The organism is Dactylosporangium sp. CA-092794, from assembly GCF_050948465.1.
In the GTDB taxonomy this organism is placed as follows: Bacteria; Actinomycetota; Actinomycetes; order Mycobacteriales; family Micromonosporaceae; genus Dactylosporangium.
In genome coordinates, this window is record NZ_CP192044.1 from 5,819,669 (window position 1) to 5,844,825 (window position 25,157).

Here is a 25,157-nt window from a genome sequence, read left to right on the forward strand (position 1 = left end):
AACGAGGAGAAGCTGCGGACCTATCTGCGGCAGGCCACGGCCAACCTGCTGGACACCCAGCGGCGCCTGCACGACCTCGAGGACCGGGCCAGCGAGCCCATCGCCGTCGTGGCGATGGCGTGCCGGTTCCCCGGCGGTGTCGACACCCCCGAGCAACTGTGGGACCTCGTCGCCGAGGGCCGTGACGCGGTCGGGCCGTTCCCCGCCGACCGCGGCTGGGACCTCGACGCCGTCTACCACCCGGACCCCGAGCACGCCGGCACCAGCTACGTCCGCGAAGGCGGCTTCCTGCACGACGCGACCGCGTTCGACGCGGCGTTCTTCGGCATCAGCCCGCGCGAGGCCGTCGCCATGGACCCGCAGCACCGGCTGCTGCTGGAGACCTCGTGGGAGGCACTGGAGCGGGCCGGGCTCGACCCCGCCCGGATGCGCGGCACCGACACCGGCGTCTACATGGGACTCGCCGGCTCCGACTACCGCACCGAGCTCGCCGCCGACCCGGCCGCCACCGAGGGCCACGTCATGACCGGCAACGCCGCCAGCGTCATGTCCGGCCGGATCTCCTACAGCCTCGGCCTCGGCGGCCCCGCCGTCTCGGTCGACACCGCCTGCTCCTCGACGCTGGTCGCGATGCACCTCGCCGCCCACGCGCTGCGCTCCGGCGAGTGCTCGATGGCCCTCGCCGGCGGCGTGACCGTCATGGCGAACCCGACCGTCTTCATCGAGTTCTCCCGCCAGCGCGGCCTCGCCCACGACGGGCGCTGCAAGCCGTTCGCGGACGCCGCCGACGGCACCGGGTGGGCCGAGGGCGTCGGCGTGATCGTCCTCGAACGGCTCTCCGAGGCCCGCCGCCAGGGCCACCCCGTCCTCGCCGTGATGCGCGGCAGCGCCGTCAACCAGGACGGCGCCTCCAACGGGCTCACCGCACCGAACGGCCCGGCGCAGCAGCGGGTCATCCGGGCCGCGCTCGACAACGCCGGCCTGCGGCCCGACGAGGTCGACGCCGTCGAAGGCCACGGCACCGGTACCGTCCTCGGCGACCCCATCGAGGCGCAGGCCCTGCTGAACACCTACGGCCAGGACCGCCCGGACGACCGGCCGCTGTGGCTGGGCTCGGTGAAGTCGAACATCGGCCACGCCCAGGCCGCCGCGGGCGCCGCCGGGGTCATGAAGATGGTGCTCGCCCTTCAGCACGGTGTGCTCCCCAAGACCCTGCACGTCGACGCCCCGTCGTCGCACGTCGACTGGACCGCCGGGGCCGTGCGGCTGCTGACCGAGGCCCGGCCGTGGGAGACCGACGGGCGGCCGCGACGGGCCGGCGTCTCCGCGTTCGGGATCTCCGGCACGAACGCGCACGTGATTCTGGAGGCGGCCGAGCCGGAGCCGGTCGCGGTGGTGGAGTCTTCCGGGCCGGTGCCGTGGGTGGTGTCGGCGAAGTCGGAGCCGGCGCTGCGGGACCAGGTGCGGCGGCTGGCCGAGTTCGTGGCCGGTCAGTCGCCGGTCGATGCCCTCGGGGTCGGCCGTGCCCTGGTCACCGGTCGGTCGCTGTTTGCGCATCGGGCGGTCGTGCTCGGCCCGAGCACGATCACGGGTGTGGCCGGTCCGGGTCGCCTGGCCGTCGTGTTCTCGGGTCAGGGCAGTCAGCGGGCCGGTATGGGTTTGGACCTGTATGCGCGGTATCCGGTGTTCGCGGCTGCGTTTGATGAGGTGTGCGGGCAGTTGGGGATGTCGTTGCGTGAGTTGATCGCTGATGGGTCTGATCTGGATCAGACGGCGAATACGCAGGCGGCGTTGTTTGCGGTGCAGGTGGCGTTGTTCCGGCTGGTCGAGTCGTGGGGGGTCAGGCCTGGGTTCCTGGCCGGTCATTCGATCGGTGAGGTGACGGCGGCCTACGTGGCTGGGGTGTGGTCGCCGGAGGATGCGGCGCGGATTGTGGCGGCGCGGGGCCGGTTGATGCAGGCGTTGCCGTCCGGGGGTGCGATGGTGGCGTTGACGGCGTCGCATGAGGAAGCGTTCGCGCTCATTGCGGGGCATGCTGATGTGGGCGTGGCGGCGGTGAACGGTCCGCGGTCGACGGTGATTTCGGGCAGTGCGGATGTGGTGCTGCGGCTGGCTGATCAGTGGCGGGATCGAGGGGGTAAGGCTCGGCGGTTGCGGGTGAGTCATGCGTTTCATTCGCCGTTGATGGAGCCGATGCTGGCCGAGTTCGCCGCCGTGCTCGACACCGTCACCTGGCACGAGCCGTCGATCCCGGTCGTGTCGGGCACCCCGGATGCGGATCTGACCAGCCCGGCATATTGGGTCGCGCACGTCCGCGAAGCCGTTCGGTATCACGATGCGGTGACGGCGCTTGGTGCGGACATTTTCCTGGAGCTGGGGCCGGACGGATCCCTGTCGGCGATGGCTGACGGTGGGGTGTGGTTGCCGGCGTTGCGGGGCGGGCGGGACGAGGCCGAGACGCTCCTCGCTGCCGTCGCCGGGGTCCACGTGCATGGCGGGACCGTCGACTGGACGGCCCTGCTCGGCGCGCCGGAGCCGCCCACGCCGCCGCTACCGCTGCCGACGTACGCCTTCCAGCGCCGGCGGTACTGGCCCCGGGTCTCCGCTGGCCGCCCCGGCGACATCTCCGCGCTCGGCCAGCGCGCCGCCGACCACCCGCTCCTCGCCGCCGCCGTTTCCCTCGCCGACGGCGACGGCCTGCTGCTCACGGGCCGGCTGTCGCTGGCCGCCCACCCGTGGCTCGCCGACCACGCCGTCGGCGGCACGGTGCTGCTGCCCGGCACCGCGCTGCTCGACCTGGCCGTTTACGCGGCCGACCAGGTCGGCTGCGGCACGGTCGAGGAGCTGACCCTGCAGAGCCCGCTGGTACTGCACCATCCGCCGGCGCCGAGCCCGCGCGGTCTGCAGATCCAGGTGTGGGCGGGCGAGCCCGACGACACCGGCCGCCGGCCCGTCAACGTGTACTCGCGGCCGGAGCCCCGCGACGGCATCGAGGACCCCTGGACCCGCCACGCCACCGGCGTCCTCGCCGTTCAACCCCCGGCCGCTCCGGCCCCGCTGCCCGGCGAGTGGCCGCCGGCCGGCGCCGAGCCGGTCCCAGCCGACGATCTGTACGAGCGCCTCATCGGCAGCGGCTTCGGCTACGGCCCGGCGTTCCAGGGGGTGCGCGCGGTGTGGCGGTCCGGCCCCGACGTGTACGCCGAGGTCGAACTCCCCGACGACACCACAGTGGACGGATTCGGGGTACACCCGGCCGCCCTCGACGCGGCGCTGCACCCGATCGGCCTGACCGGCCTGCTCGGTGCCGAGGGTGCCGAGGGCGCACTGCTGCCGTTCTCCTGGCGCGGCGTCCGCCTGCACGCCACCGGCGCCACCGCACTGCGGGTGCGGCTCACGCCGGCCGCCGGCGGGGTCACGGTCGCGGTGTTCGACCCGGTCGGTGAGCCTGTGCTGAGCGCAGCATCGCTGGCGCTGCGGGCGATGCCGGTCGAGCAGCCGGTCGCCGGCTCCCCGGACCTGTTCGCGGTCGACTGGGTACCGCTGCCACCGTCCGCGCCGATCGCCGCCCGCCCCGGCGCCGAGGTGGTCGACCTTCCGAAGCTCGACGTCCACGCGGCGACGGCCCTCGTCCTGCAACGGCTGCAGTCCTGGCTCGCCGGGCCGTCCGGCGACCGGCTGGTGATCCGGACCCGGGGCGCGACCGACGGCGGGGACCTGGCGGCCGCGGCGGTGTGGGGCCTGGTCCGGTCGGCGCAGTCGGAGCATCCGGACCGGTTCGTGCTCCTCGACGGCGACGGCGATGTCGACTTCGCGGCCGTGCTCGCGACCGGTGAGCCCGAGGTCGCGGTCCGGGACGGTGTCCTGCACGCGCGGCGGCTCAGCCGGGCGGTGGGCGGCGCGCCGGCCCCGGCCGCGCTCGACCCGGACGGGACCGTGGTCATCACCGGTGGTACCGGCGGGCTGGGCGCTGTGCTCGCCCGTCACCTGATCGAGGTGTACGGCGTGCGGAACCTGTTGCTGCTGTCTCGGCAGGGTCCGGCGGCCGCGGGCGCCGGCGAGCTGCTGGCGCTCGGTGCGGAGGTGGTGGCGTGTGACGTCACCGATCGGGTGGCGCTCGGGTCGGTGCTGGAAGGGCGCCGGATCACCGGCGTCATCCACACCGCCGGGGTGCTCGACGACGGCACGGTCGAGTCGCTGACGCCGGAGCGGCTGGCCGGCGTGCTGCGGGTCAAGGCGGATGCGGCCTGGCACCTGCACGAGCTGACCCGGGAGCAGGATCTGGCCTGGTTCATCATGTACTCCTCGGCCGCCGCGACGTTCGGTGCGCCCGGGCAGGGCAACTACGCCGCCGCGAACGCGTACCTGGATGCCCTCGCCCTGCACCGCCGCGCGCTCGGCATCCCCGGCCAGTCGCTCGCCTGGGGGCTGTGGGCCGAGACGTCGGCCATGACCGGCCACGTCGACCAGCGCCGGATCGGTCGGTCCGGCGTGCGCGCCCTCACCCGCGAGCAGGGCCTGGCCGCCTTCGACGCCGCCGTCCGCACCGACCGTCCGCTGCTCGTGCCGATCGGGCTGGACCTGGGCGCGATCCGGCAGGCCCCCGCGGTGCCGGCGATGCTGCGCACCCTCGCCGGCGGGCCGCGCCGGCGGGTGGCCGCCGGCACCGGCGACGCCGCTGGGCTGGCCCAGACCCTCACCGGGCTGGCCGCCGCCGACCGGCTCCCGGCGCTGCTCCGGCTCGTCCACAGCCAGGCCGCCGCCGCGCTCGGGCACACCGGGCCGGAGGCCATCGACCCGTCGGTCGCGTTCCGCGACCTCGGCTTCGACTCGCTGACCGCCGTCGAACTGCGCAACCGGCTCGCCACCGCGACCGGGCTGGCGCTGCCCGCCACGCTGGTCTTCGACTACCCGAACGCGACCGTACTCGCCGAATACCTCCTCGCCGAGCTCAGCGGGGCCGGGGTGACGGCGGCCGCGGTACCCGTCCAGGCCGGGCCCAACGAACCGATCGCGATCGTCGGCCTGAGCGTGCGGCTCCCCGGCGCGGACACGCCCGAAGACCTGTGGCAGCTGCTGGCCGAGGGCCGCGACGCGGTCGGTGACTTCCCTGCGGACCGCGGCTGGGACAGCACCCCCGGCGGGTACGCGCGGGTCGGTGGCTTCCTCGCCGACGCGGCCGGGTTCGACGCCGGGTTCTTCGGGATCAGCCCGCGCGAGGCCCTGGCGATGGACCCGCAGCAGCGGTTGCTCCTGGAAACCGCCTGGGAGGCCCTCGAACGGGCCGGCGTCGATCCGGCCGGGCTGCGCGGGTCCGGCACCGGCGTGTACGTCGGCATCACCGCCTCGGACTACGGCGTCCGCTTCACCGCCGACCCGGACAACACCGAAGGGCACGGCCTCACCGGCTCGACCACGAGCGTCGCCTCCGGCCGGGTCGCCTACACGTTCGGGCTCGAAGGCCCGGCCGTGTCGGTGGACACCGCGTGTTCGTCGGCGCTGGTTGCGGTACACCTGGCGGCCCAGGCCCTGCGGTCCGGCGAGTGCTCGATGGCCCTCGCCGGCGGGGTGGCCGTGATGGCGACGCCGGCGGCGTTCGTCGAGTTCGCCCGGCAGGGTGGGCTGGCCGCCGACGGGCGGTGCAAGCCGTTCGCGGATGCGGCCGACGGTACCGGCTGGAGCGAAGGCGCCGGGATGCTCGTCCTGGAGCGGCTGTCGGACGCGCGCCGGCGGGGCCATGAGGTGCTGGCTGTCATCCGGGGCAGTGCGGTAAATCAGGACGGGGCGTCGAACGGTCTGACGGCGCCGAACGGTCCGTCGCAGCAGCGGGTGATCCGGCAGGCCCTGGCCAACGCCCGGTTGTCCCCGGTTGAGGTGGATGCGGTCGAGGCGCACGGTACCGGTACCGCCCTGGGTGATCCGATCGAGGCGCAGGCGTTGATCGCTGCCTACGGTCAGGATCGTCCGGCGGATCGGCCGCTGTTTGTGGGGTCGGTGAAGTCGAACATCGGGCACACCCAGGCGGCGGCGGGGGCGGCCGGGTTGATCAAGATGGTGTTGGCGTTGCGGCATGGGGTGTTGCCGCGGACGTTGCATGTGGATGCGCCGTCGTCGCATGTGGACTGGTCGGCGGGGACGGTGCGGCTGCTGACCGAGGCCATGCCGTGGGCGGCGAATGGTCATCCGCGGCGGGCGGGTGTGTCGTCGTTCGGGATTTCCGGCACGAATGCGCATGTGATTTTGGAGGAGGCCGAGCCGGAGCCGGTCGCGGTGGTGGAGTCTTCCGGGCCGGTGCCGTGGGTGGTGTCGGCGAAGTCGGAGCCGGCGTTGCGGGACCAGGTGCGGCGGTTGGCCGAGTTCGTGGCCGGTCAGTCGTCGGTCGATGCCCTCGGGGTCGGCCGTGCCCTGGTCACCGGTCGGTCGCTGTTTGCGCATCGGGCGGTCGTGCTCGGCCCGAGCACGATCACGGGTGTGGCCGGTCCGGGTCGCCTGGCCGTCGTGTTCTCGGGTCAGGGCAGTCAGCGTCCTGGCATGGGTTTGGACCTGTATGCGCGGTATCCGGTGTTCGCGGCGGCGTTCGATGAGGTGTGCGGGCAGTTGGGGATGTCGTTGCGTGAGTTGATCGCCGACGGCACCGACTTGGATCAGACGGCGAATACGCAGGCGGCGTTGTTTGCGGTGCAGGTGGCGTTGTTCCGGTTGGTGGAGTCGTGGGGGGTCAGGCCTGGGTTCCTGGCCGGGCATTCGATCGGTGAGGTGACCGCGGCCTACCTGGCTGGGGTGTGGGACCTGGCTGATGCGGCCCGGATTGTGGCGGCGCGGGGCCGGTTGATGCAGGCGCTGCCGGCCGGCGGGGCGATGGTGGCGTTGACCGCGTCGCATGAGGAAGCGCTCGCGCTCGTTGCCGGGCATGCGGATGTGGGCGTGGCGGCGGTGAACGGTCCACAGTCGACGGTGATCTCGGGTGATGCGGACACTGTCTTGGTGCTGGCCGATCGGTGGCGGGAGCAGGGTGGCAAGGCTCGGCGGTTGCGGGTGAGTCATGCGTTCCATTCGCCGCTGATGGAACCGATGCTCGCCGAGTTCGCCACCGTGCTCGACAGTGTTGCGTGGCATGAGCCGTCGATTCCGGTCGTTTCGGGCACGCCCGGTGCGGATGTGACCAGCCCCGCATACTGGGTCGCGCACGTCCGTGAGGCGGTCCGGTATCACGATGCGGTCACCGCGTTGGGCGCGGACATCTTCCTGGAGCTCGGACCTGATGGATCGCTGTCGGCGATGGCTGGCGGTGGGGTGTGGTTGCCGGCGTTGCGGGCGGGGCGGGACGAGGCTGAGACGCTGCTGGCCGCCGTTGCCGGGGTTCATGTGCATGGTGGGACCGTGGACTGGGCGGCGCTGCTCGGCGGGGCTGCGGCCGGGCGGGTTCAGCTGCCGACGTATGCCTTCCAGCACCAACGGTTCTGGCCGGAGCCGAATCGGGTCGCGGTGGACGGATTCGACGCCGAGTTCTGGGCGGCGGTTGAGCGGCAGGATGCGGGGTCGGTGTTGCCGATGCTGTCGTCGTTGCGGCAGCGGCAGTCGAAGGCCACGGTGGATGGTTGGCGGTATCAGATCGGCTGGTCCCGGCTCGCCGGTCGGCCGGTGGCGTTGTCGGGGTTGTGGGCGGTGATCGCGGCCCCCGGCACCGGTGATGACGTCGCGGCGGAGCTGGCTGCGGCGGGCGCTGAGGTGGTGCGGCTGAGCCCGGGCGACCCGGTGCCGGAGGTGGCTGGTGGGGTGTTGCTGGCTTCTGCAGGCCGGGAGTGTGGCGCGGAGTTGCTGGCGGTGGCGCGGCAGTGGGGTCCGGTGCCGTTGTGGGTGGTGACCCGTGAGCTGGACACGAATGCGTGGCAGGGGCAGGTGTGGGGGCTCGGCCGGGTGATCGGTGTGGAGCAGCCGGACCGGTGGGGTGGTCTGGTCGATCTTGCGGCTGACGCGCCGGCGGGGTCGTTGGTCGCGGCGATGGGCTGCGGTGAGGACCAGGTCTCGGCGCGGGCGGACGGGCTGTACGGGTTGCGGCTGCGGCATGCCCCGGCGGGGTCGGGTGATGGTTGGCGGCCCTCGGGGACGGTCCTGGTGACGGGTGGTACGGGTGCCCTTGGGTTGCGGGTGGCGCGGTGGCTGGCCGAGCACGGGGCGGAGCGTCTCGTGCTGGTCAGTCGGCGGGGTGGTCCGGCGCCGGATCTCGGGATCCCGGTGGTGGTTGTGGCGGCGGATGCGGCGGATCGGGATGCGATGGCGGCGGTTCTGGCCGAGCATCCGGTGACGGCGGTCGTGCACGCGGCCGGGGTGATTGACGATGGTGTGTTGGGGTCGTTGACGCCGGAGCGGTTCGACACGGTGGCTCGGGCGAAGATCGACGCGGTGTTGAATCTCGACGCGTTGACGGCGGACCTGGGTTTGCAGGCGTTTGTCATCTTCTCGTCGGTGGCGGCCCTGTTCGGTTCGCCGGGGCAGGGGAACTACGCTGCCGCCAACGGGTTCCTGGACGCCTACGCGCGGCAGCGTCGGGCTCAAGGCGCGCCGATGGTCTCCATCGGGTGGGGCGCGTGGGCGGGGGATGGGCTGGCCGCGGGGACCCGGCGGGGTGCGGTCGTGGGTATGGAACCGGCGCTGGCGGTGTCGGCGCTGGAGCATGCGGTCGGTGCTGGGTATCTGGCCGTGGCCGATGTTGATTGGCGGCGGGTTGGCGAGCTCGGCGCCGGGCGGGGCGCGGCGTGGCTGAGCGAACTGGCCGAGTTCCGGGCGGCCCGGGCCGAACTTCCCGGCGATGGTGAATCGGCGTGGCTGCTGCGGCTGCGGCAGGTCCCCGATGCGCAGCGGGCCGCGCTTGCGCTGAGCCTCGTGCGGGACGAGGCCGCCTTCGTGCTCGGGCACAGCGGCGCCGGGCAGGTGCCGGCGGACGAGGTGTTCCGCGACCTCGGCTTCGACTCGCTGACCGCCGTCGAGCTGCGCAACCGGCTCACCGCCGCGACCGGGCTGACGCTGCCCGCCACGCTGGTCTTCGACTACCCGACGCCGCGGGCGCTGGCCGAGTATCTGCTCGCCGAGGTCAGCGGGGCCGGTGCCGGGGCCGTGGGCGGGTCCGCCGCCCTGCCGGTCGACGAGCCGATCGCGATCGTCGGCATGGCGTGCCGATTCCCCGGCGGGGCGGACACCCCGGACGGGCTCTGGGCGCTGCTGGCCGGCGGCGTCGACGCGGTCGGGGAGTTCCCGGCGGATCGCGGCTGGGACCTCGAATCCGTGTACCACCCCGATCCGGCCCACCCGGGCACCAGCTACGTGCGGGAGGGCGCATTCCTGGACGACGTGGCCGGGTTCGACGCCGGGTTCTTCGGTATCAGCCCGCGCGAGGCTGAGGTGATGGACCCGCAGCAGCGGCTGGTGCTGGAGACGTCCTGGGAGGCCCTGGAGCGGGCCGGGATCGATCCCGTTGCGCTTCGGGGCAGTACCACCGGAGTCTATCTGGGAACCAACGGCCAGGACTATCTGTCGTTGCTGAGCGTCGCCGACGCCGCCGCCGAGGGGTTCGCGGGCACCGGCAATGCGGCCAGCGTGCTGTCCGGCCGGGTCTCGTACTCCCTCGGCCTCGAAGGTCCCGCCGTCTCCGTCGACACCGCCTGCTCGTCGTCGCTCGTCGCCATGCACTTGGCCGCGCAGGCGCTGCGGTCCGGTGAGTGCTCGATGGCGCTCGCCGGCGGGGTCACCGTGATGAACACCCCGGGCATCTTCATCGGATTCAGCCAGCAGCGCGGCCTCGCCGCCGACGGGCGCTGCAAGGCGTTCGCGGACGCGGCCGACGGCACCGGCTGGGGCGAAGGCGCCGGCGTCCTCGTCCTCGAACGGCTCTCCGAGGCACGCCGGCGGGGACATCATGTTCTCGCGATCATGCGCGGCAGCGCCGTCAACCAGGACGGAGCGTCGAACGGCCTCACGGCGCCGAACGGCCCGTCACAGCAGCGGGTCATCCGGGCCGCGCTCGCCAACGCCGGCCTGCGGCCCGACGACGTCGACGCGGTGGAGGCGCACGGCACGGGTACGACGCTCGGCGACCCGATCGAGGCGCAGGCGCTCATCGCCACCTACGGCCGGGACCGGTCCGCCGATCGGCCGCTGTGGCTCGGGTCGGTGAAGTCCAACATCGGGCACACCCAGGCCGCCGCCGGCGTCGCCGGGGTGATGAAGATGATCCTCGCGCTGCGGCACGGCACGCTGCCGCCGACGCTGCACGCCGATACCCCATCGTCGCACGTGGACTGGTCCGCCGGCGCCGTCCGGCTGCTGACCTCGGCGGTGCCGTGGGCGGCCGGCGAGCGGCCCCGGCGGGCCGGTATCTCCTCGTTCGGCATCTCGGGCACCAACGCCCACGTCATCCTCGAGGAAGCGGAGCCGGAGCCTGAGCCGCTCGGGGCGTTGAGCGGTCCGTGGCCGTGGTTGTTGTCGGCGAAGTCCGAACCGGCTCTGCGGGACCAGGCGGCTCGGCTGGCCGGTTTCCTGGCCGAGCATCCGGATGCCGACCTGGCTGCGGTCGCTCGTTCCCTGGCGGCTCGGTCGTCGTTCGCGCATCGGGCCGTTGTGGTCGCCGGCGACCGCGAGCACCTTCTGGCGGAGTTGGATGAGCCGCTGATCAAGGGTGTGGCCGGCGGTGGTGCTGATCCGGTGTTTGTGTTTCCGGGTCAGGGTGCGCAGTGGGTGGGGATGGGTTTGGCGTTGTGGGATGCCGAGCCGGTGTTCGCCGAGTCGATGGCTCGTTGTGCGCTGGCCTTGGAGCCGTTCGTGGACTGGCAGTTGCGTTCGGCCCTGGGTGATGCGGAGTTGCTGGCGCGGGTGGATGTGGTGCAGCCCGCGACGTGGGCGGTGATGGTTTCCCTGGCTGAGTTGTGGCGTTCGGTCGGTGTCCGTCCGTCCGGGGTGGTCGGGCATTCCCAGGGCGAGATCGCGGCGGCAGTGGTCGCGGGTGGACTGTCCCTTGAGGACGGTGCCCGGGTGGTTGCGCTGCGGAGCAAGGCGATCCTGGAGTTGTCGGGGTCGGGTGGGATGGTGTCGTTGCCGTTGCCGTTGGAGCGGGTGCTGGCCTTGATTGGGCCGGGTGTGTCGGTGGCGGCGGTGAACGGTCCGGCGCAGGTGGTGGTGAGTGGGTCTGGGGCGGATGCGTTCGCGGAGGCGCATGCGGATTTGGGTGTACGGCGGGTCAATGTGGATTATGCGTCGCATTCGGTGCAGGTGGAGGCGTTGCGGGAGCGGCTTGAGGCTGATCTGGCCGGGCTGGATCCGCAGGAGAGTGGGGTGCCGTTCCATTCCACTGTGGACGCGGCTTCGGGTGGTGAGGGCGGGTATTGGTATCGGAATTTGCGGTATACGGTTCGGTTCGGTGATGTGATCGCGGCGCTGGTTGCTGCGGGGCATCGGACGTTTGTCGAGGTGAGTCCGCACCCGGTCTTGGCGATGGCCGTTGATCAGGCGGGCGAGGACCTGGTGGTCACCGGGACGCTGCGGCGGGATGACGGTGGGCGGGAGCGGTGGCTGCGGTCTTTGGGTGCGGTGCATGTGGCTGGTGTGGGTGTGGACTGGGCGGTGGTGCTGGGTGGGGTGGGGGCGTCGGGGGTGGAGTTGCCGACGTATGCGTTCCAGCGGCGGCGGTACTGGCCGCGGCCGGGTGCCGGGTGGGCGGGCGACGCCGGGTCGGTCGGGCAGCGCTCGGCGGGTCACCCGTTGCTCGGTGCGGTGGTGTCGCTGGCCGGCGGGGACGGCGTGGTGCTGACGGGACGGCTGTCGGCGGCCGCCTTCCCGTGGCTGGCGGATCACACGGTCGGCGGGTCGGTGCTGCTGCCGGGGACGGCGTTGCTCGAGCTGGCGGTGCACGCGGGCGATCAGGTCGGGTGCGGCGCCGTCGAAGAGCTGACGCTGCAGGTCCCGCTCGTGCTGCCGGACGCCGGCGGAGTGCAGCTGCAGGTGTCGGCGGGCGGCGCCGACCAGGACGGCCGGCGGCCGGTGGCGGTGTACTCCCGGCGTGACGGCGGCGATGAGCCGTGGACCCGGCACGCGACCGGTGTGCTGAGCCCGGCGGCCGGGCCGGTGCCGGCGGGGCTGGCGGTGTGGCCGCCGGCGGATGCGGTACCAGTGACGGTTGAAGGGTTGTATGAACGGCTGGCCGATGCCGGATATGGCTACGGGCCGGCGTTCCAGGGGCTGCGGGCGGTGTGGCGCTCGGGATCGTCGGTGTTCGCCGAGGCGGTGCTGCCGGAGGACGTCGACGCCGCCGGGTTCGGACTGCACCCGGCGGTGCTCGACGCGGCGTTGCACGCGCTGCTCCTGACCGGTGACGCCGAGGGTGGCGTGGTGCTGCCGTTCGCGTGGAGTGGCGTCACGCTGCACGCGACCGGCGCCACCGCTGTCCGGGCGCGGCTGACCGAGGTGGGCGGCGGCATCGCCGTCGAGGTGTACGACACCGACGGACAACCGGTCCTGCGAGCGGCCTCGCTGGCGTCGCGCCCGGTCGCGGTGGAACGGTCGGCGGCTTCCCGGGATCTGTTCGCGGTCGAGTGGGTGCCGCTGCCGCCGGTCGCGCCGGTCGATACGGATGTGGTGGTGTTCGAGCCGCCGGTCGGTGATGTGCATGTGGTGACGGCGGCGGTGTTGGAGCGGCTGCGGTCGTGGCTGGCGGAGCAGACCGGATCGCGGCTGGTGATCCGGACGGACGGTGCGACGGATGGCCGGGATCCGGCGGCGGCCGCGGTGTGGGGTTTGGTCCGTTCGGCGCAGTCGGAGCATCCGGATCGGTTCGTGCTGGTGGACGGGCCGGTCGAGGCGGCGCTTGCGGTCGCGACCGGTGAGCCGGAGGTCGCGGTTCGCGGCGGTGTGCCGCACGGCCGGCGGCTGGTCCGGGCCGATGCGGGGCGGCTGGTGCTCCCGGCGCAGGGTTCGTGGCGGCTGGAGATGGCGTCGACCGGCAGTCTGGATGATCTCGGTGTTGCCGAGGTGCCGGTGGTGCCGCTGGCGCCGGGGCAGGTGCGGGTGGCGGTTCGGGTGGCCGGGCTGAACTTCCGGGATGTGCTGATCGGGCTCGGGATGTACCCGGATCCGGAGGCGTTGCTGGGCAGCGAGGCGGCCGGCGTGGTCGTCGAGGTCGGTCCGGGTGTCGAGGATCTGGCCGTCGGCGATCGGGTGTTCGGGATGCTCGCCGGTGCGTTCGGCCCGTCGGCGGTCACCGATCGGCGCCTGGTTGCGCGGATGCCGGAGGGCTGGTCGTTCGCCGAGGCGGCGGCGGTGCCCATCGTGTTCCTGACTGCGTACTACGCGCTGCGGGATCTGGCCGATGTCCGGCGCGGCGAAAAGGTTCTCATCCACGCGGTGGCGGGTGGGGTTGGGATGGCGGCGGTGCAGTTGGCGCGGGCGTGGGGTGTGGAGGTGTACGGCACGGCCAGTCCCGGCAAGTGGCCGGCATTGGAGGGGTTCGATCCCGGACACCTGGCGTCGTCCCGTGATCTGGAGTTCCGGGAGCGGTTCCTGGCGGCGACCGGTGGTGAGGGTGTGGACGTGGTTCTGAACGCGCTGGCGGGGTCCTTTGTGGATGCTTCGCTGGAGCTGCTGCCGCGGGGTGGCCGGTTCGTGGAGATGGGCAAGACCGACATCCGCGGCGAGCTGGACCGTCCTGACGTGACCTATCAGCCGTTCGACCTCTTCGACGCCGGCCCCGACCGGATCGGAGAGATGCTCGGCGAGCTCCTCGATCTGTTCGCCGCCGGCACCCTGCGGCCCGGGCCGGTCACCGTCTTCGACGCCTCCCGGGCGGTGGAGGCGCTGCGGTATCTGCAGAGCGCCCGGCACATTGGCAAGGTCGTCCTGCGGCTGCCGGCGAGCCCGGACCCGGACGGCACCGTCGTCATCACCGGCGGCACCGGTCTGCTCGGTGGCCTCCTGGCCCGGCACCTGACCGAAGCCTTTGGTGTGCGGAATCTGCTCCTGCTGTCGCGGCAGGGTCCGGCGGCCGCGGGCGCCGACGAGCTGATCGCGCTGGGCGCGCAGGTGGTGGCGTGTGACGTCACCGACCGGGAGGCGCTCGCGGCGGCGTTGCGCGGGCACCGGATCACCGGGGTCATCCACACGGCCGGGGTGCTCGACGACGGCACGATCGAGTCGCTGACCCCCGAGCGCCTCGGCGGCGTGCTGCGGGTAAAGGCGGACGCGGCGTGGCACCTGCACGAGCTCACCCAGGGCCAGGACCTCGCGTGGTTCGTCATGTACTCGTCGGCCGCGGCGGCCTTCGGTGCGCCGGGGCAGGGCAACTACGCCGCCGCGAACGCGTATCTGGATGCCCTCGCGCTGCACCGGCGGACCCTCGGTCTGCCGGCCCAGTCGCTCGCCTGGGGGCTCTGGGCCCAGGCCTCGGCGATGACCGGCCGCCTCGGCGACGCCGACCTCGCCCGCCTCGGCCGCGGCGGGCTCCAGACCCTCACCTCCGAGCAGGGCCTCGCGCTGTTCGACGCCGCCGTCCGCGGCGACCATCCGCAACCGGTCCCCGTCCGCCTCGACCTGTCCGCGCTGCGCCGGACCGCGGCCGCCGACGTACCGCCCCTCTGGCGGATCCTCGCCGGACCAACCGGCCGCCGGGCCGCCGCGGCGATCACCACCGGCGGCGACGACTTCGCCGCCCGCCTGGGCGCACTGGGCGCCGACGAGCGCGAACGGGCCGTCCTGGAGCTGGTCCGGCGGCAGGCCGCCGTCGTGCTCGGCCACGCCGGCGCCGACGCCGTCGAACCGGCGGTTGCGTTCCGGGACCTCGGCCTCGACTCGCTGACCGCCGTCGAGCTGCGCAACCGCCTCGCCACCGCAACCGGGCTGACCCTGCCGGCCACGCTCGTCTTCGACCACCCCACCCCGGCCGCGCTCAGCCGGCACCTGCTGGCCGAACTGCTCGGCCACCCCGCGGGCGCGGCCGCCGGCCCACCGGTCGCGGCGACACCGGCGGACGAGCCGATCGCGATCGTCGGGATGGCGTGCCGGTTCCCCGGCGGCGTCAGCACGCCCGAGGAACTGTGGACGCTGCTCGCCGCCGGGGCCGACGCGGTCGGCGAGTTCCCGGCCGATCGCGGCTGGGACACCGCGGCCTGGTACAACGCCGGTCCCGGCGACCCGGCGTACGCGCGGCAGGGCACGTTCCTCGCCGACGCCGCCGGGTTCGACGCCGGGTTCTTCGGGATCAGCCCGCGCGAGGCCCTGGCGATGGACCCGCAGCAGCGGTTGCTGCTGGAGACGTCGTGGGAGGCTCTCGAACGGGCCGGGATCGATCCGGCCGGGCTGCGCGGCTCCGACACCGGCGTGTACGTCGGGATCGCCGCCTCCGACTACGGCCTGAGCCTCGCCGCCGGCTCCGCGGCCGCCGCCCGGCCCGGGCTCACCGGCATGACCACCAGCGTCGCGTCGGGCCGGGTTGCCTACACGTTCGGGCTCGAAGGTCCGGCCGTGTCGGTGGACACGGCGTGCTCGTCGTCGCTGGTTGCGGTACACCTGGCCGCGCAGGCCCTGCGGACCGGTGAGTGCTCGATGGCCCTCGCGGGCGGTGTCGCCGTGATGGCCACCCCTGGGATCTTCGCCGAGTTCTCCCGGCAGGGTGGGCTGGCCGCGGACGGGCGGTGCAAGCCGTTCGCGGACGCGGCCGACGGCACCGGCTTCGGCGAAGGTGTCGGCGTCCTCGTCCTGGAGCGGCTCTCCGAGGCCCGCCGCCGCGGCCATCACGTCCTGGCGCTGGTTCGCGGGAGCGCGGTGAATCAGGACGGGGCGTCGAACGGTCTGACGGCGCCGAACGGTCCGTCGCAGCAGCGGGTGATCCGGCAGGCTCTCGCCAACGCCGGGCTGCGGCCGGCCCAGGTCGATGCGGTCGAGGCGCACGGTACCGGTACCGCGCTGGGCGATCCGATCGAGGCACAGGCGCTGATCGCTGCCTACGGTCAGGACCGTCCGGCGGATCGGCCGTTGTTCGTGGGGTCGGTGAAGTCGAACATCGGCCACACCCAGGCGGCGGCGGGGGCGGCCGGGTTGATCAAGATGGTGTTGGCGTTGCGGCATGGGGTGTTGCCGCGGACGTTGCATGTGGATGCGCCGTCGTCGCATGTGGACTGGTCGGCGGGGACGGTTGCGCTGTTGACGGAGGCCACGCCGTGGGCGGCGAATGGTCACCTCCGGCGGGCGGGTGTGTCGTCGTTCGGGATTTCCGGCACGAATGCGCATGTGATTTTGGAGGAGGCTGAGCCGGAGCCGGTTGTTCCGTCCGAGTCGGTCGGTGTGGTGCCGTGGTTGTTGTCGGCGAAGTCGGAGCCGGCGTTGGGTGAGCAGGTGCGGCGGTTGGCCGGGTTTGTCGCTGGGCAGTCGTCGGTGGATGCCGTTGCGGTCGGCCGGGCTCTGGCAAGCGGCCGGTCGTTGTTCGCGCATCGGGCGGTGGTGCTGGGCCCGAAGACGATTACGGGTGTGGCGGGTCCGGGCCGCTTGGCCGTGGTCTTCTCGGGTCAGGGTAGTCAGCGGGTCGGTATGGGTCTTGAGCTGTGTGCGCGGTATCCGGTGTTCGCGGCGGCGTTCGATGAGGTGTGTGCGCACTTCGAGAGTCCGTTGCGTGACCTGATCGCTGATGGCGGGGAGCTGGATCAGACGGCGAATACGCAGGCGGCGTTGTTTGCGGTGCAGGTGGCGTTGTTCCGGCTGGTGGAGTCGTGGGGCGTCAAGCCCAGGGTTCTGGCCGGGCATTCGATCGGTGAGGTGACCGCGGCCTATGTCGCTGGGGTGTGGTCGCTGGCGGATGCGGCGCGGATTGTGGCGGCGCGGGGTCGGCTGATGCAGGCGTTGCCGTCCGGGGGTGCGATGGTGGCGTTGACCGCGTCGCACGAGGAAGCGCTCGCGCTCGTTGCCGGACATGCCGAGGTGGGTGTAGCGGCGGTGAACGGTCCACAGTCGACGGTGATCTCCGGTGCTGCGGACACTGTCTTGGCGCTGGCCGAGTCGTGGCGGGAGCGGGGTGGTAAGGCTCGGCGGTTGCGGGTGAGTCATGCGTTTCATTCGCCGTTGATGGAGCCGATGCTGGCCGAGTTCGCCGCAGTGCTTGACACCGTCACCTGGCACGAGCCGTCGATCCCGGTGGTGTCGGGCACGCCGGGTGCGGATGTGTCCAGTCCGGCGTATTGGGTGGCGCATGTCCGTGAGGCGGTGCGGTATCACGATGCGGTGTCCGCGTTGGGTGCGGACATTTTCCTGGAGTTGGGGCCGGATGGGTCGTTGTCGGCGATGGCTGATGGTGGGGTGTGGTTGCCGGCGTTGCGGGCGGGGCGGGACGAGGCTGAGACGCTGCTGACGGCTGTCGCTGGGGTTCATGTGCATGGTGGGACCGTGGACTGGGCGGCGCTGCTCGGCGAGGCTGCGGCCGGGCGGGTGGAACTGCCGACGTATGCCTTCCAGCATCAGCGGTTCTGGCCGGAGCGGAGCGGCAGCGTCTCGGCCGTGGATGGCTGGCGGTATCGAGTCGACTGGTCCCGGATCGCCGGCCGGCCGGTGGCGTTGTCGGGGTCGTGGGCGCTTATTGCGGCCCCCGGAACTGGCGACGATGTTGCGGACGAACTGACGGCCGCCGGGGCTGAGGTGGTGCGGCTGAGTCCGGGCGATCCGGTGCCGGAGGTGGCCGGCGGCGTGTTGCTGGCTTCGCCGGGCCGCGAATGTGCCACGGAGTTGCTGGTGGTGGCGCGGCAGTGGGGTCCGGTGCCGTTGTGGGTGGTGACCCGTGAGCTGGACACGAATGCGTGGCAGGGGCAGGTGTGGGGCCTCGGCCGGGTGGTCCGGGCTGAGCAGCCGGACCGGTGGGGCGGTCTGGTCGATCTGGCTTCGGATGCGCCGTCAGGGTCGTTGGTGGCGGCGCTGGGCTGCGGCGAGGACCAGGTCGCGGCGCGGGCGGACGGTCTGTACGGGTTGCGGCTGCGGCATGCCCTGGCCGGGACAGGTGATGGTTGGCGACCCTCGGGCACGGTCCTGGTGACGGGTGGTACTGGCGCTCTCGGGCGCCGGGTCGCACAGTGGCTGGCCGGGCATGGGGCGGAGCGCCTGGTGCTGGTCAGCCGGCGGGGTGGTCCGGCGCCGGATCTTGGTATCCCGGTGGTGGTTGTGGCGGCGGATGCGGCGGATCGGGATGCGATGGCGGCGGTTCTGGCCGAGTATCCGGTGACGGCGGTGGTGCATGCGGCCGGGGTGATTGATGATGGGGTGTTGGGGTCGTTGACGCCGGAGCGGTTCGACACGGTGGCGCGGGCGAAGATCGACGCGGTGTTGAATCTCGACGCGTTGACGGCGGACCTGGGGTTGCAGGCGTTCGTCATCTTCTCCTCCCTGGCCGCGTTGTTCGGTTCGCCGGGGCAGGGGAATTATGCTGCCGCGAACGGGTTCCTGGACGCCTACGCGCGGCAGCGTCGGGCTCAAGGCGCGCCGATGGTGTCGATCGGCTGGGGCGCGTGGGCCGGCGACGGGCTGGCCGCGGGGACCCGGCGGGGTGCGGTCGTGGGTATGGAACCGGCGCTGGCGGTGTCGGCGCTGGAGCATGCGGTCGGTGCTGGGTATCTGGCCGTGGCCGATGTTGATTGGCGGCGGGTTGGCGAGGTCGGCGCCGGGCGGGCCGCGGCGTGGCTGAGCGAGCTGCCCGAGTACCGCAACGGGGCCGCCGGCACCGAGCCGTCCGAGTGGCCGCAGCGGCTGCGGCAGGTCGCCGAGGAGCAGCGCGCGCCACTGCTCGTGGCCCTGCTCCGCGACGAGGCCGCTGCGGTCCTCGGCCACAGCGGGCCCGAGCAGGTGCCGGCCGATCGCGTGTTCCGGGACCTCGGCTTCGACTCGCTGACCGCCGTCGAGCTGCGCAACCGGCTCACCGCCGCGACCGGGCTGACCCTGCCGGCGACGCTCGTCTTCGACTATCCGACCCCGCAGGCGCTCGCCGGGTACCTCCTCGCCGAACTCACCGGCGCCGAGCCCGTGACCACCGTCCGGGTCGCGGCGGTCAGCGATGAGCCGATCGCGATCGTCGGCATCGGCTGCCGCTTCCCCGGCGGGGTCGAAACCCCCGAGGCGCTGTGGGAGCTGCTCGCCGACGGTGTCGACGCGGTCGGTGCGTTCCCCGCCGACCGGGGCTGGGAGACCGCGGCCTGGTTCAACCCGGACCCCGAGCCCGGCGGCGGGTACGCGCGGGTCGGTGGCTTCCTCGCCGACGTCGCCGGCTTCGACGCCGGGTTCTTCGGCATCAGCCCGCGCGAGGCGGTCGCCATGGACCCGCAGCAGCGGCTGATCCTGGAGACCGCCTGGGAAGCGCTGGAACGGGCCGGCATCGACCCGGCCACGATCAAGGGCACCGCCACCGGCGTGTACCTCGGCACGAACGTCCAGGACTATCCGGCGCTGCTCAGCGTCGCCGCCGCGGCGGGAGAGAGCTTCGGCGGCACCGGGAACGCGGCCAGCGTCCTGTCCGGCCGGGTCGCCTACGCCCTCGGTCTGGAGGGTCCGGCCGTCTCGGTCGACACCGCCTGCTCCTCGTCGCTCGTGGCGCTGCACCTGGCCGCCCAGGCCCTGCGCTCCGGCGAGTGCATCACAGCCCTCGCCGGCGGCGTGACGGTCATGACGACGCCGGGCGTGTTCACCGAGTTCTCCCGGCAGGGTGGCCTCGCGGCCGACGGGCGCTGCAAGGCGTTCGCGGACGCGGCCGACGGTACCGGCTGGGGCGAAGGCGCCGGCGTCCTCGTCCTCGAACGCCTCTCCGACGCGCGGCGGCACGGCCACCGGGTGCTCGCGCTGATCCGCGGCAGCGCGGTGAACCAGGACGGCGCCTCCAACGGCCTCACCGCGCCGAACGGCCCCTCCCAGCAGCGGGTGATCCGGTCCGCGCTCGCCAGCGCGGGCGTCCAGCCGGCCGAGGTCGACGCGGTCGAGGCGCACGGCACCGGCACCACGCTCGGCGACCCGATCGAGGCTCAGGCGCTCATCGCCACCTACGGCCGGCAGCGCCCCGGCGGCAAGCCGCTCCTGCTCGGATCCGTCAAGTCGAACCTCGGCCACACCCAGGCCGCCGCCGGCGTCGCCGGGGTCATCAAGATGGTCCTCGCCATGCGCCACGGTGTACTGCCGAAGACCCTGCACGTCGACGCCCCGTCGTCGCATGTGGACTGGTCCGCCGGCACCGTCGAGCTGCTGACCGAGGCCACGCCCTGGAGACGCAACGGGCATCCGCGCCGCGCGGGGGTGTCCGCGTTCGGCATCTCCGGCACCAACGCCCACGTCATCCTCGAGGAGGGCGAGCCGGATCCGGTCATGGCCGGCGAACCGGCCCGGCTGATGCCGTGGCTGTTGTCGGCGAAGACCGCGCCGGCTCTGCGGGACCAGGCGGCTCGGCTGGCCGGTTTCCTGGCCGAGCGCCCGGATGCCGACCTGGCCGCGGTCGCCCGCTCCCTGGCCGCTCGGTCCTCGTTCCCGCATCGGGCCGTCGTGGTCGCCGACGATCACGAGCGCCTTTTGGCGGAGTTGGACGAACCGCCGATCAGAGGCGTGGCTGGCGGTGGTGCTGATCCGGTGTTCGTGTTTCCGGGTCAGGGTGCGCAGTGGGTGGGGATGGGTTTGGCGTTGTGGGATGCCGAGCCGGTGTTCGCCGAGTCGATGGTCCGTTGTGCGGCTGCGTTGAGGCCGTTTGTGGACTGGGATCTGCGGGCGGTGCTGGGCGACGCCGAAATGCTGGAGCGGGTGGATGTGGTGCAGCCGGCGACGTGGGCGGTGATGGTGTCTCTGGCCGAGTTGTGGCGTTCGGTGGGCGTGCGGCCGGCCGGTGTCGTGGGCCATTCACAAGGTGAGATCGCGGCGGCCGTGGTGTCGGGTGGACTGTCCCTTGAGGATGGCGCCCGGGTGGTGGCGCTGCGGAGTAAGGCGATCCTGGGGTTGTCGGGGTCGGGTGGGATGGTGTCGGTGCCGTTGCCGTTGGAGCGGGTGTTGGCTTTGATTGGGCCGGGTGTGTCGGTGGCGGCGGTGAATGGTCCGGCGCAGGTGGTGGTGAGTGGGTCTGGGGCGGATGCGTTCGCGGAGGCGCATGCCGATTTGGGTGTGCGGCGGATCAATGTGGATTATGCGTCACATTCGGTGCAGGTGGAGGCGTTGCGGGAGCGGCTTGAGGCTGATCTGGCCGGGTTGGATCCGCAGGAGAGTGGGGTGCCGTTTCATTCCACTGTGGACGCGGCTTCGGGTGGTGAGGGTGGGTATTGGTATCGGAATTTGCGGTATACGGTTCGGTTCGGTGATGTGATCGCGGGGCTGGTTGCTGCGGGGCATCGGACGTTTGTTGAGGTGAGTCCGCATCCGGTGCTGGCGATGGCGGTGGAGCAGGCGGGCGAGGATCTGGTGGTCGCCGGGACGCTGCGGCGGGATGACGGTGGGCGGGAGCGGTGGCTGCGGTCTTTGGGTGCGGTGCATGTGGCTGGTGTGGGTGTGGACTGGGCGGCGGTGCTGGGTGGGGTGGGGGCGTCGGGGGTGGAGTTGCCGACGTACGCGTTCCAGCGGCGGCGATACTGGCCGCGGGTCAACGGCGGCGAGCGCGGCCGCGGCGACGTCGTCGACGCGCGGTTCTGGGCCGCCGTCGAGCGCCAGGACGCGGCCGCGCTCACCGCCGAGCTGCACATGACCGAACCGGACCGGGACGCCGTCGAACGGCTGCTGCCCGCACTGTCGACGTGGCGGCGGCGATCGAGGACGCACGCGATCGTCGACGGGTGGCGGTACCGCATCTCCTGGGTGCCGCTCGGCGCCCCGCCCGCGCCGGCCCTCTCCGGCCGCTGGCTGGTGGTCACCGCACCCGGCCACGACGGCACCGAGACCGCGATCCTGACCGCCCACGGCGCCCACGTGACCACCGTCGAACTCGACGCGACCGCCACCGACCGGGAAACGGTCGCCGCGACGCTTCGCGAACTCACCGGACCGGAGCCGCCGCGCGGTGTGGTGTCGCTGCTCGGATTGGACGAACGGCCGTACCCGGGACTCGCCGGTCTGTCCGCCGGCGTCGCCGGTTCACTGCTGCTCATCCAGGCCCTCGGCGACATCGGCAGCACCGCCCCGCTGTGGCTGGCGACCCGCGGCGCCGTCGGCACGGGCGGCTCCGACGTTCCCGGCAACCCCGGCCAGGCCCAGCTGTGGGGCCTGGGCCGGGTCGCCGCCCTCGAACACCCGCAGCGCATCGGCGGCACCGTCGACCTCCCCGCCGCCTGGGATCCGCGCACCGAACGGGCCTGGTGCGCCGTCCTCGCGGGATGGGCGGACGAGGACCAGGTGGCGATCCGCGCCGCCGGCGTGTACGCCGCCCGGCTCGTCCGCGCCGGGCTCGGCACCGCGAACCCGCGCCGGCACTGGCGGCCCGGCGGCACCGTCCTCGTCACCGGCGGTACCGGCACCCTCGGCCTGCACCTGACCCGGTGGCTCGTCGGCGGCGGGGCCCGGCGGGTCGTGCTGACCGGCCGGCGGGGGATGGCGACGCCGGGCGCCGACGAGCTCGTCGCCGAGTTCACCGGCGGGCCGGCCCGGGTGGAGATCGTCGCCTGCGACGCCGCCGACCGCGCCGCCCTCGCCGACCTGCTGGGCCGGCTCGACCGCGACGGCGAACCCGTCCGGACGGTCATCCACGCCGCGGCGTTCATCGAGCTCGGCGCGCTCGCCGACACCGGCCTGCCGGCCGTCGCCGAGGTGTTGCGGGCCAAGACCGTCGGCGCCCGGCACCTCGCCGAGCTGCTCGACCCGGCCGCCCTCGACGCGTTCGTCCTGTTCTCCTCGATCGCCGGCGTGTGGGGCAGCGGCAGCCACGGCGCCTATGCCGCGGCCAACGCCTACCTCGACAGTTACGCCCAGACCCTGCGCGCCGCCGGCTACCCGGTCACCTGCGTCGAGTGGGGCGTCTGGGCCGCGATCAACCAGTGGTCGCCGACCGAGAAGGCCGCCGACCTCACCCCGGAGGTGTTGCGCGGGCACGGGCTGCGGTTCATGAACCCGGAGCTTGCCGTCGGCGGCCTGCAGCAGGCGCTCGACCACGACGAGACGCTCGTCGCGATCGCCGACACCGACTGGGAGCGGTTCGCGCCGGTGTTCACCGCCCGCCGGCCGAGTCCGCTGCTGAGCGGGCTCGGGCCGGTCGCCGTACCGGATGATGATGTGCCGACCGATGACTCCGCGCTCGCCCAGCGGCTCGCCGGCGTTGCCGCACCGGAGCGCGAACGGGTCGTCCTCACCCTGGTCCGCGACCTCGCCGCCGTGGTACTCCAGCACGCCGACGGCCACGCGATCGACGGCGCCACCGCGTTCCGCGACATGGGCTTCGACTCCGTCACCGCGGTCGAGCTGCGCAACCGGCTCGGCACCGCGACCGGGCTCACGCTGCCGGCGACTCTCGTCTTCGACTACCCGACCCCGGCCGCGCTCGCCGGACACCTCCTCGCCGAGGTCACCGGGAGCGCGACGGCGCCCGAGCCGGCCCAGGCGGCTCGCCCGGCGACCGACGAGCCGATCGCGATCGTCGGCCTGGGCTGCCGCTACCCCGGCGGAGTCAGTACCCCCGAAGCGCTCTGGTCCTTGCTCGTCGATGAGCGCGACGTCATCGCCGAGTTCCCCGCCGACCGCGGCTTCGACACCGACTCCTGGTATGACCCGGACCCCGACCACCCGGCGACCAGCTATACCCGCCGCGGCGGTTTCCTCGCCGACGTCGCCGGGTTCGACGCCGCGTTCTTCGGCATCAGCCCCCGCGAGGCCCTGGCGATGGACCCGCAGCAGCGGCTGCTCCTGGAGACCGTGTGGGAGGCGGTCGAGCACGCCGGCATCGACCCGCAGCGGCTCCGCGGCTCCAGCACCGGCGTCTACATCGGCGGATCCGCGCAGGATTACGCCAGCCTGCTCGGCGACGGTACCGCGGACAACGCCGGACACGCGATGATCGGCAACGTCACCAGCGTCATCTCCGGCCGGCTCGCATACGCCATGGGGCTCGAAGGCCCGGCCGTGTCCGTCGACACCGCCTGCTCCTCCTCGCTGGTCGCCCTGCACCTGGCCGCCCAGGCCCTCCGCGGCGGCGAGTGCGACCTGGCCATCGCGGGCGGGGTGACCGTGATGTCGACCCCGGCGGCGTTCGTCGGGTTCAGCCGGCAGCGGGCCCTGGCCGTGGACGGGCGCTGCAAAGCGTTCGCGGCCGGCGCCGACGGCATGGGCCTGGCCGAGGGCGTCGGCGTGCTGGTCGTGGAGCGGCTCGCCGACGCCCGCCGCAACGGCCACGACATCCTCGCGGTGGTACGCGGCAGTGCGGTGAATCAGGACGGGGCGTCGAACGGTCTGACCGCCCCGAACGGCCCGTCGCAGCAGCGGGTCATCCGGCAGGCCCTGGCCAACGCCGGCGTACGCCCGGACGACGTGGACGTGGTGGAGGCGCACGGGACCGGCACCGCCCTGGGCGATCCGATCGAGGCGCAGGCGCTGATCGCCACGTACGGTCAGGACCGGCCCGCCGACCGGCCACTGCTGCTCGGCTCGGTCAAGTCGAACATCGGCCACACTCAGGCGGCGTCGGGGGCGGCCGGGATCATCAAAATGGTCCTGGCGTTGCGTCATGGGGTGTTGCCCCGGACCTTGCACGTGGACGCGCCGTCGTCGCATGTGGACTGGTCGGCGGGAGCGGTCGCGCTGTTGACGGAGGCCACGCCGTGGGCGGCGAATGGTCATCCGCGGCGGGCGGGTGTGTCGTCGTTTGGGATTTCCGGCACGAATGCGCATGTGATTTTGGAGGAGGTCGAGCCGGAGGCGGTTGTTCCGGCCGAGTCGGTCGGTGTGGTGCCGTGGTTGTTGTCGGCGAAGTCGGAGCCGGCGTTGGGTGAGCAGGTGCGGCGGTTGGCCGAGTTCGTGGCCGGTCAGTCGTCGGTCGATGCCCTCGGGGTCGGCCGTGCTCTGGTCACCGGTCGGTCGCGGTTCGCGCATCGGGCGGTGGTGCTGGGCCCGAAGACGATCACGGGTGTGGCGGGTCCGGGTCGCCTGGCGATGGTGTTTTCGGGTCAGGGCAGTCAGCGGGTCGGTATGGGTTTGGACCTGTATGGGCGGTA

Annotated in this window: 1 pseudogene (cut by a window edge); it reads left to right on the forward strand. The window is 72.9% G+C overall.

The features are described 5' to 3' along the window. Positions 1–25,157: pseudogene (locus ACQPXD_RS24925) on the forward strand (type I polyketide synthase) (its annotated part continues 2,545 nt past the right edge of the window); the annotation flags it as partial.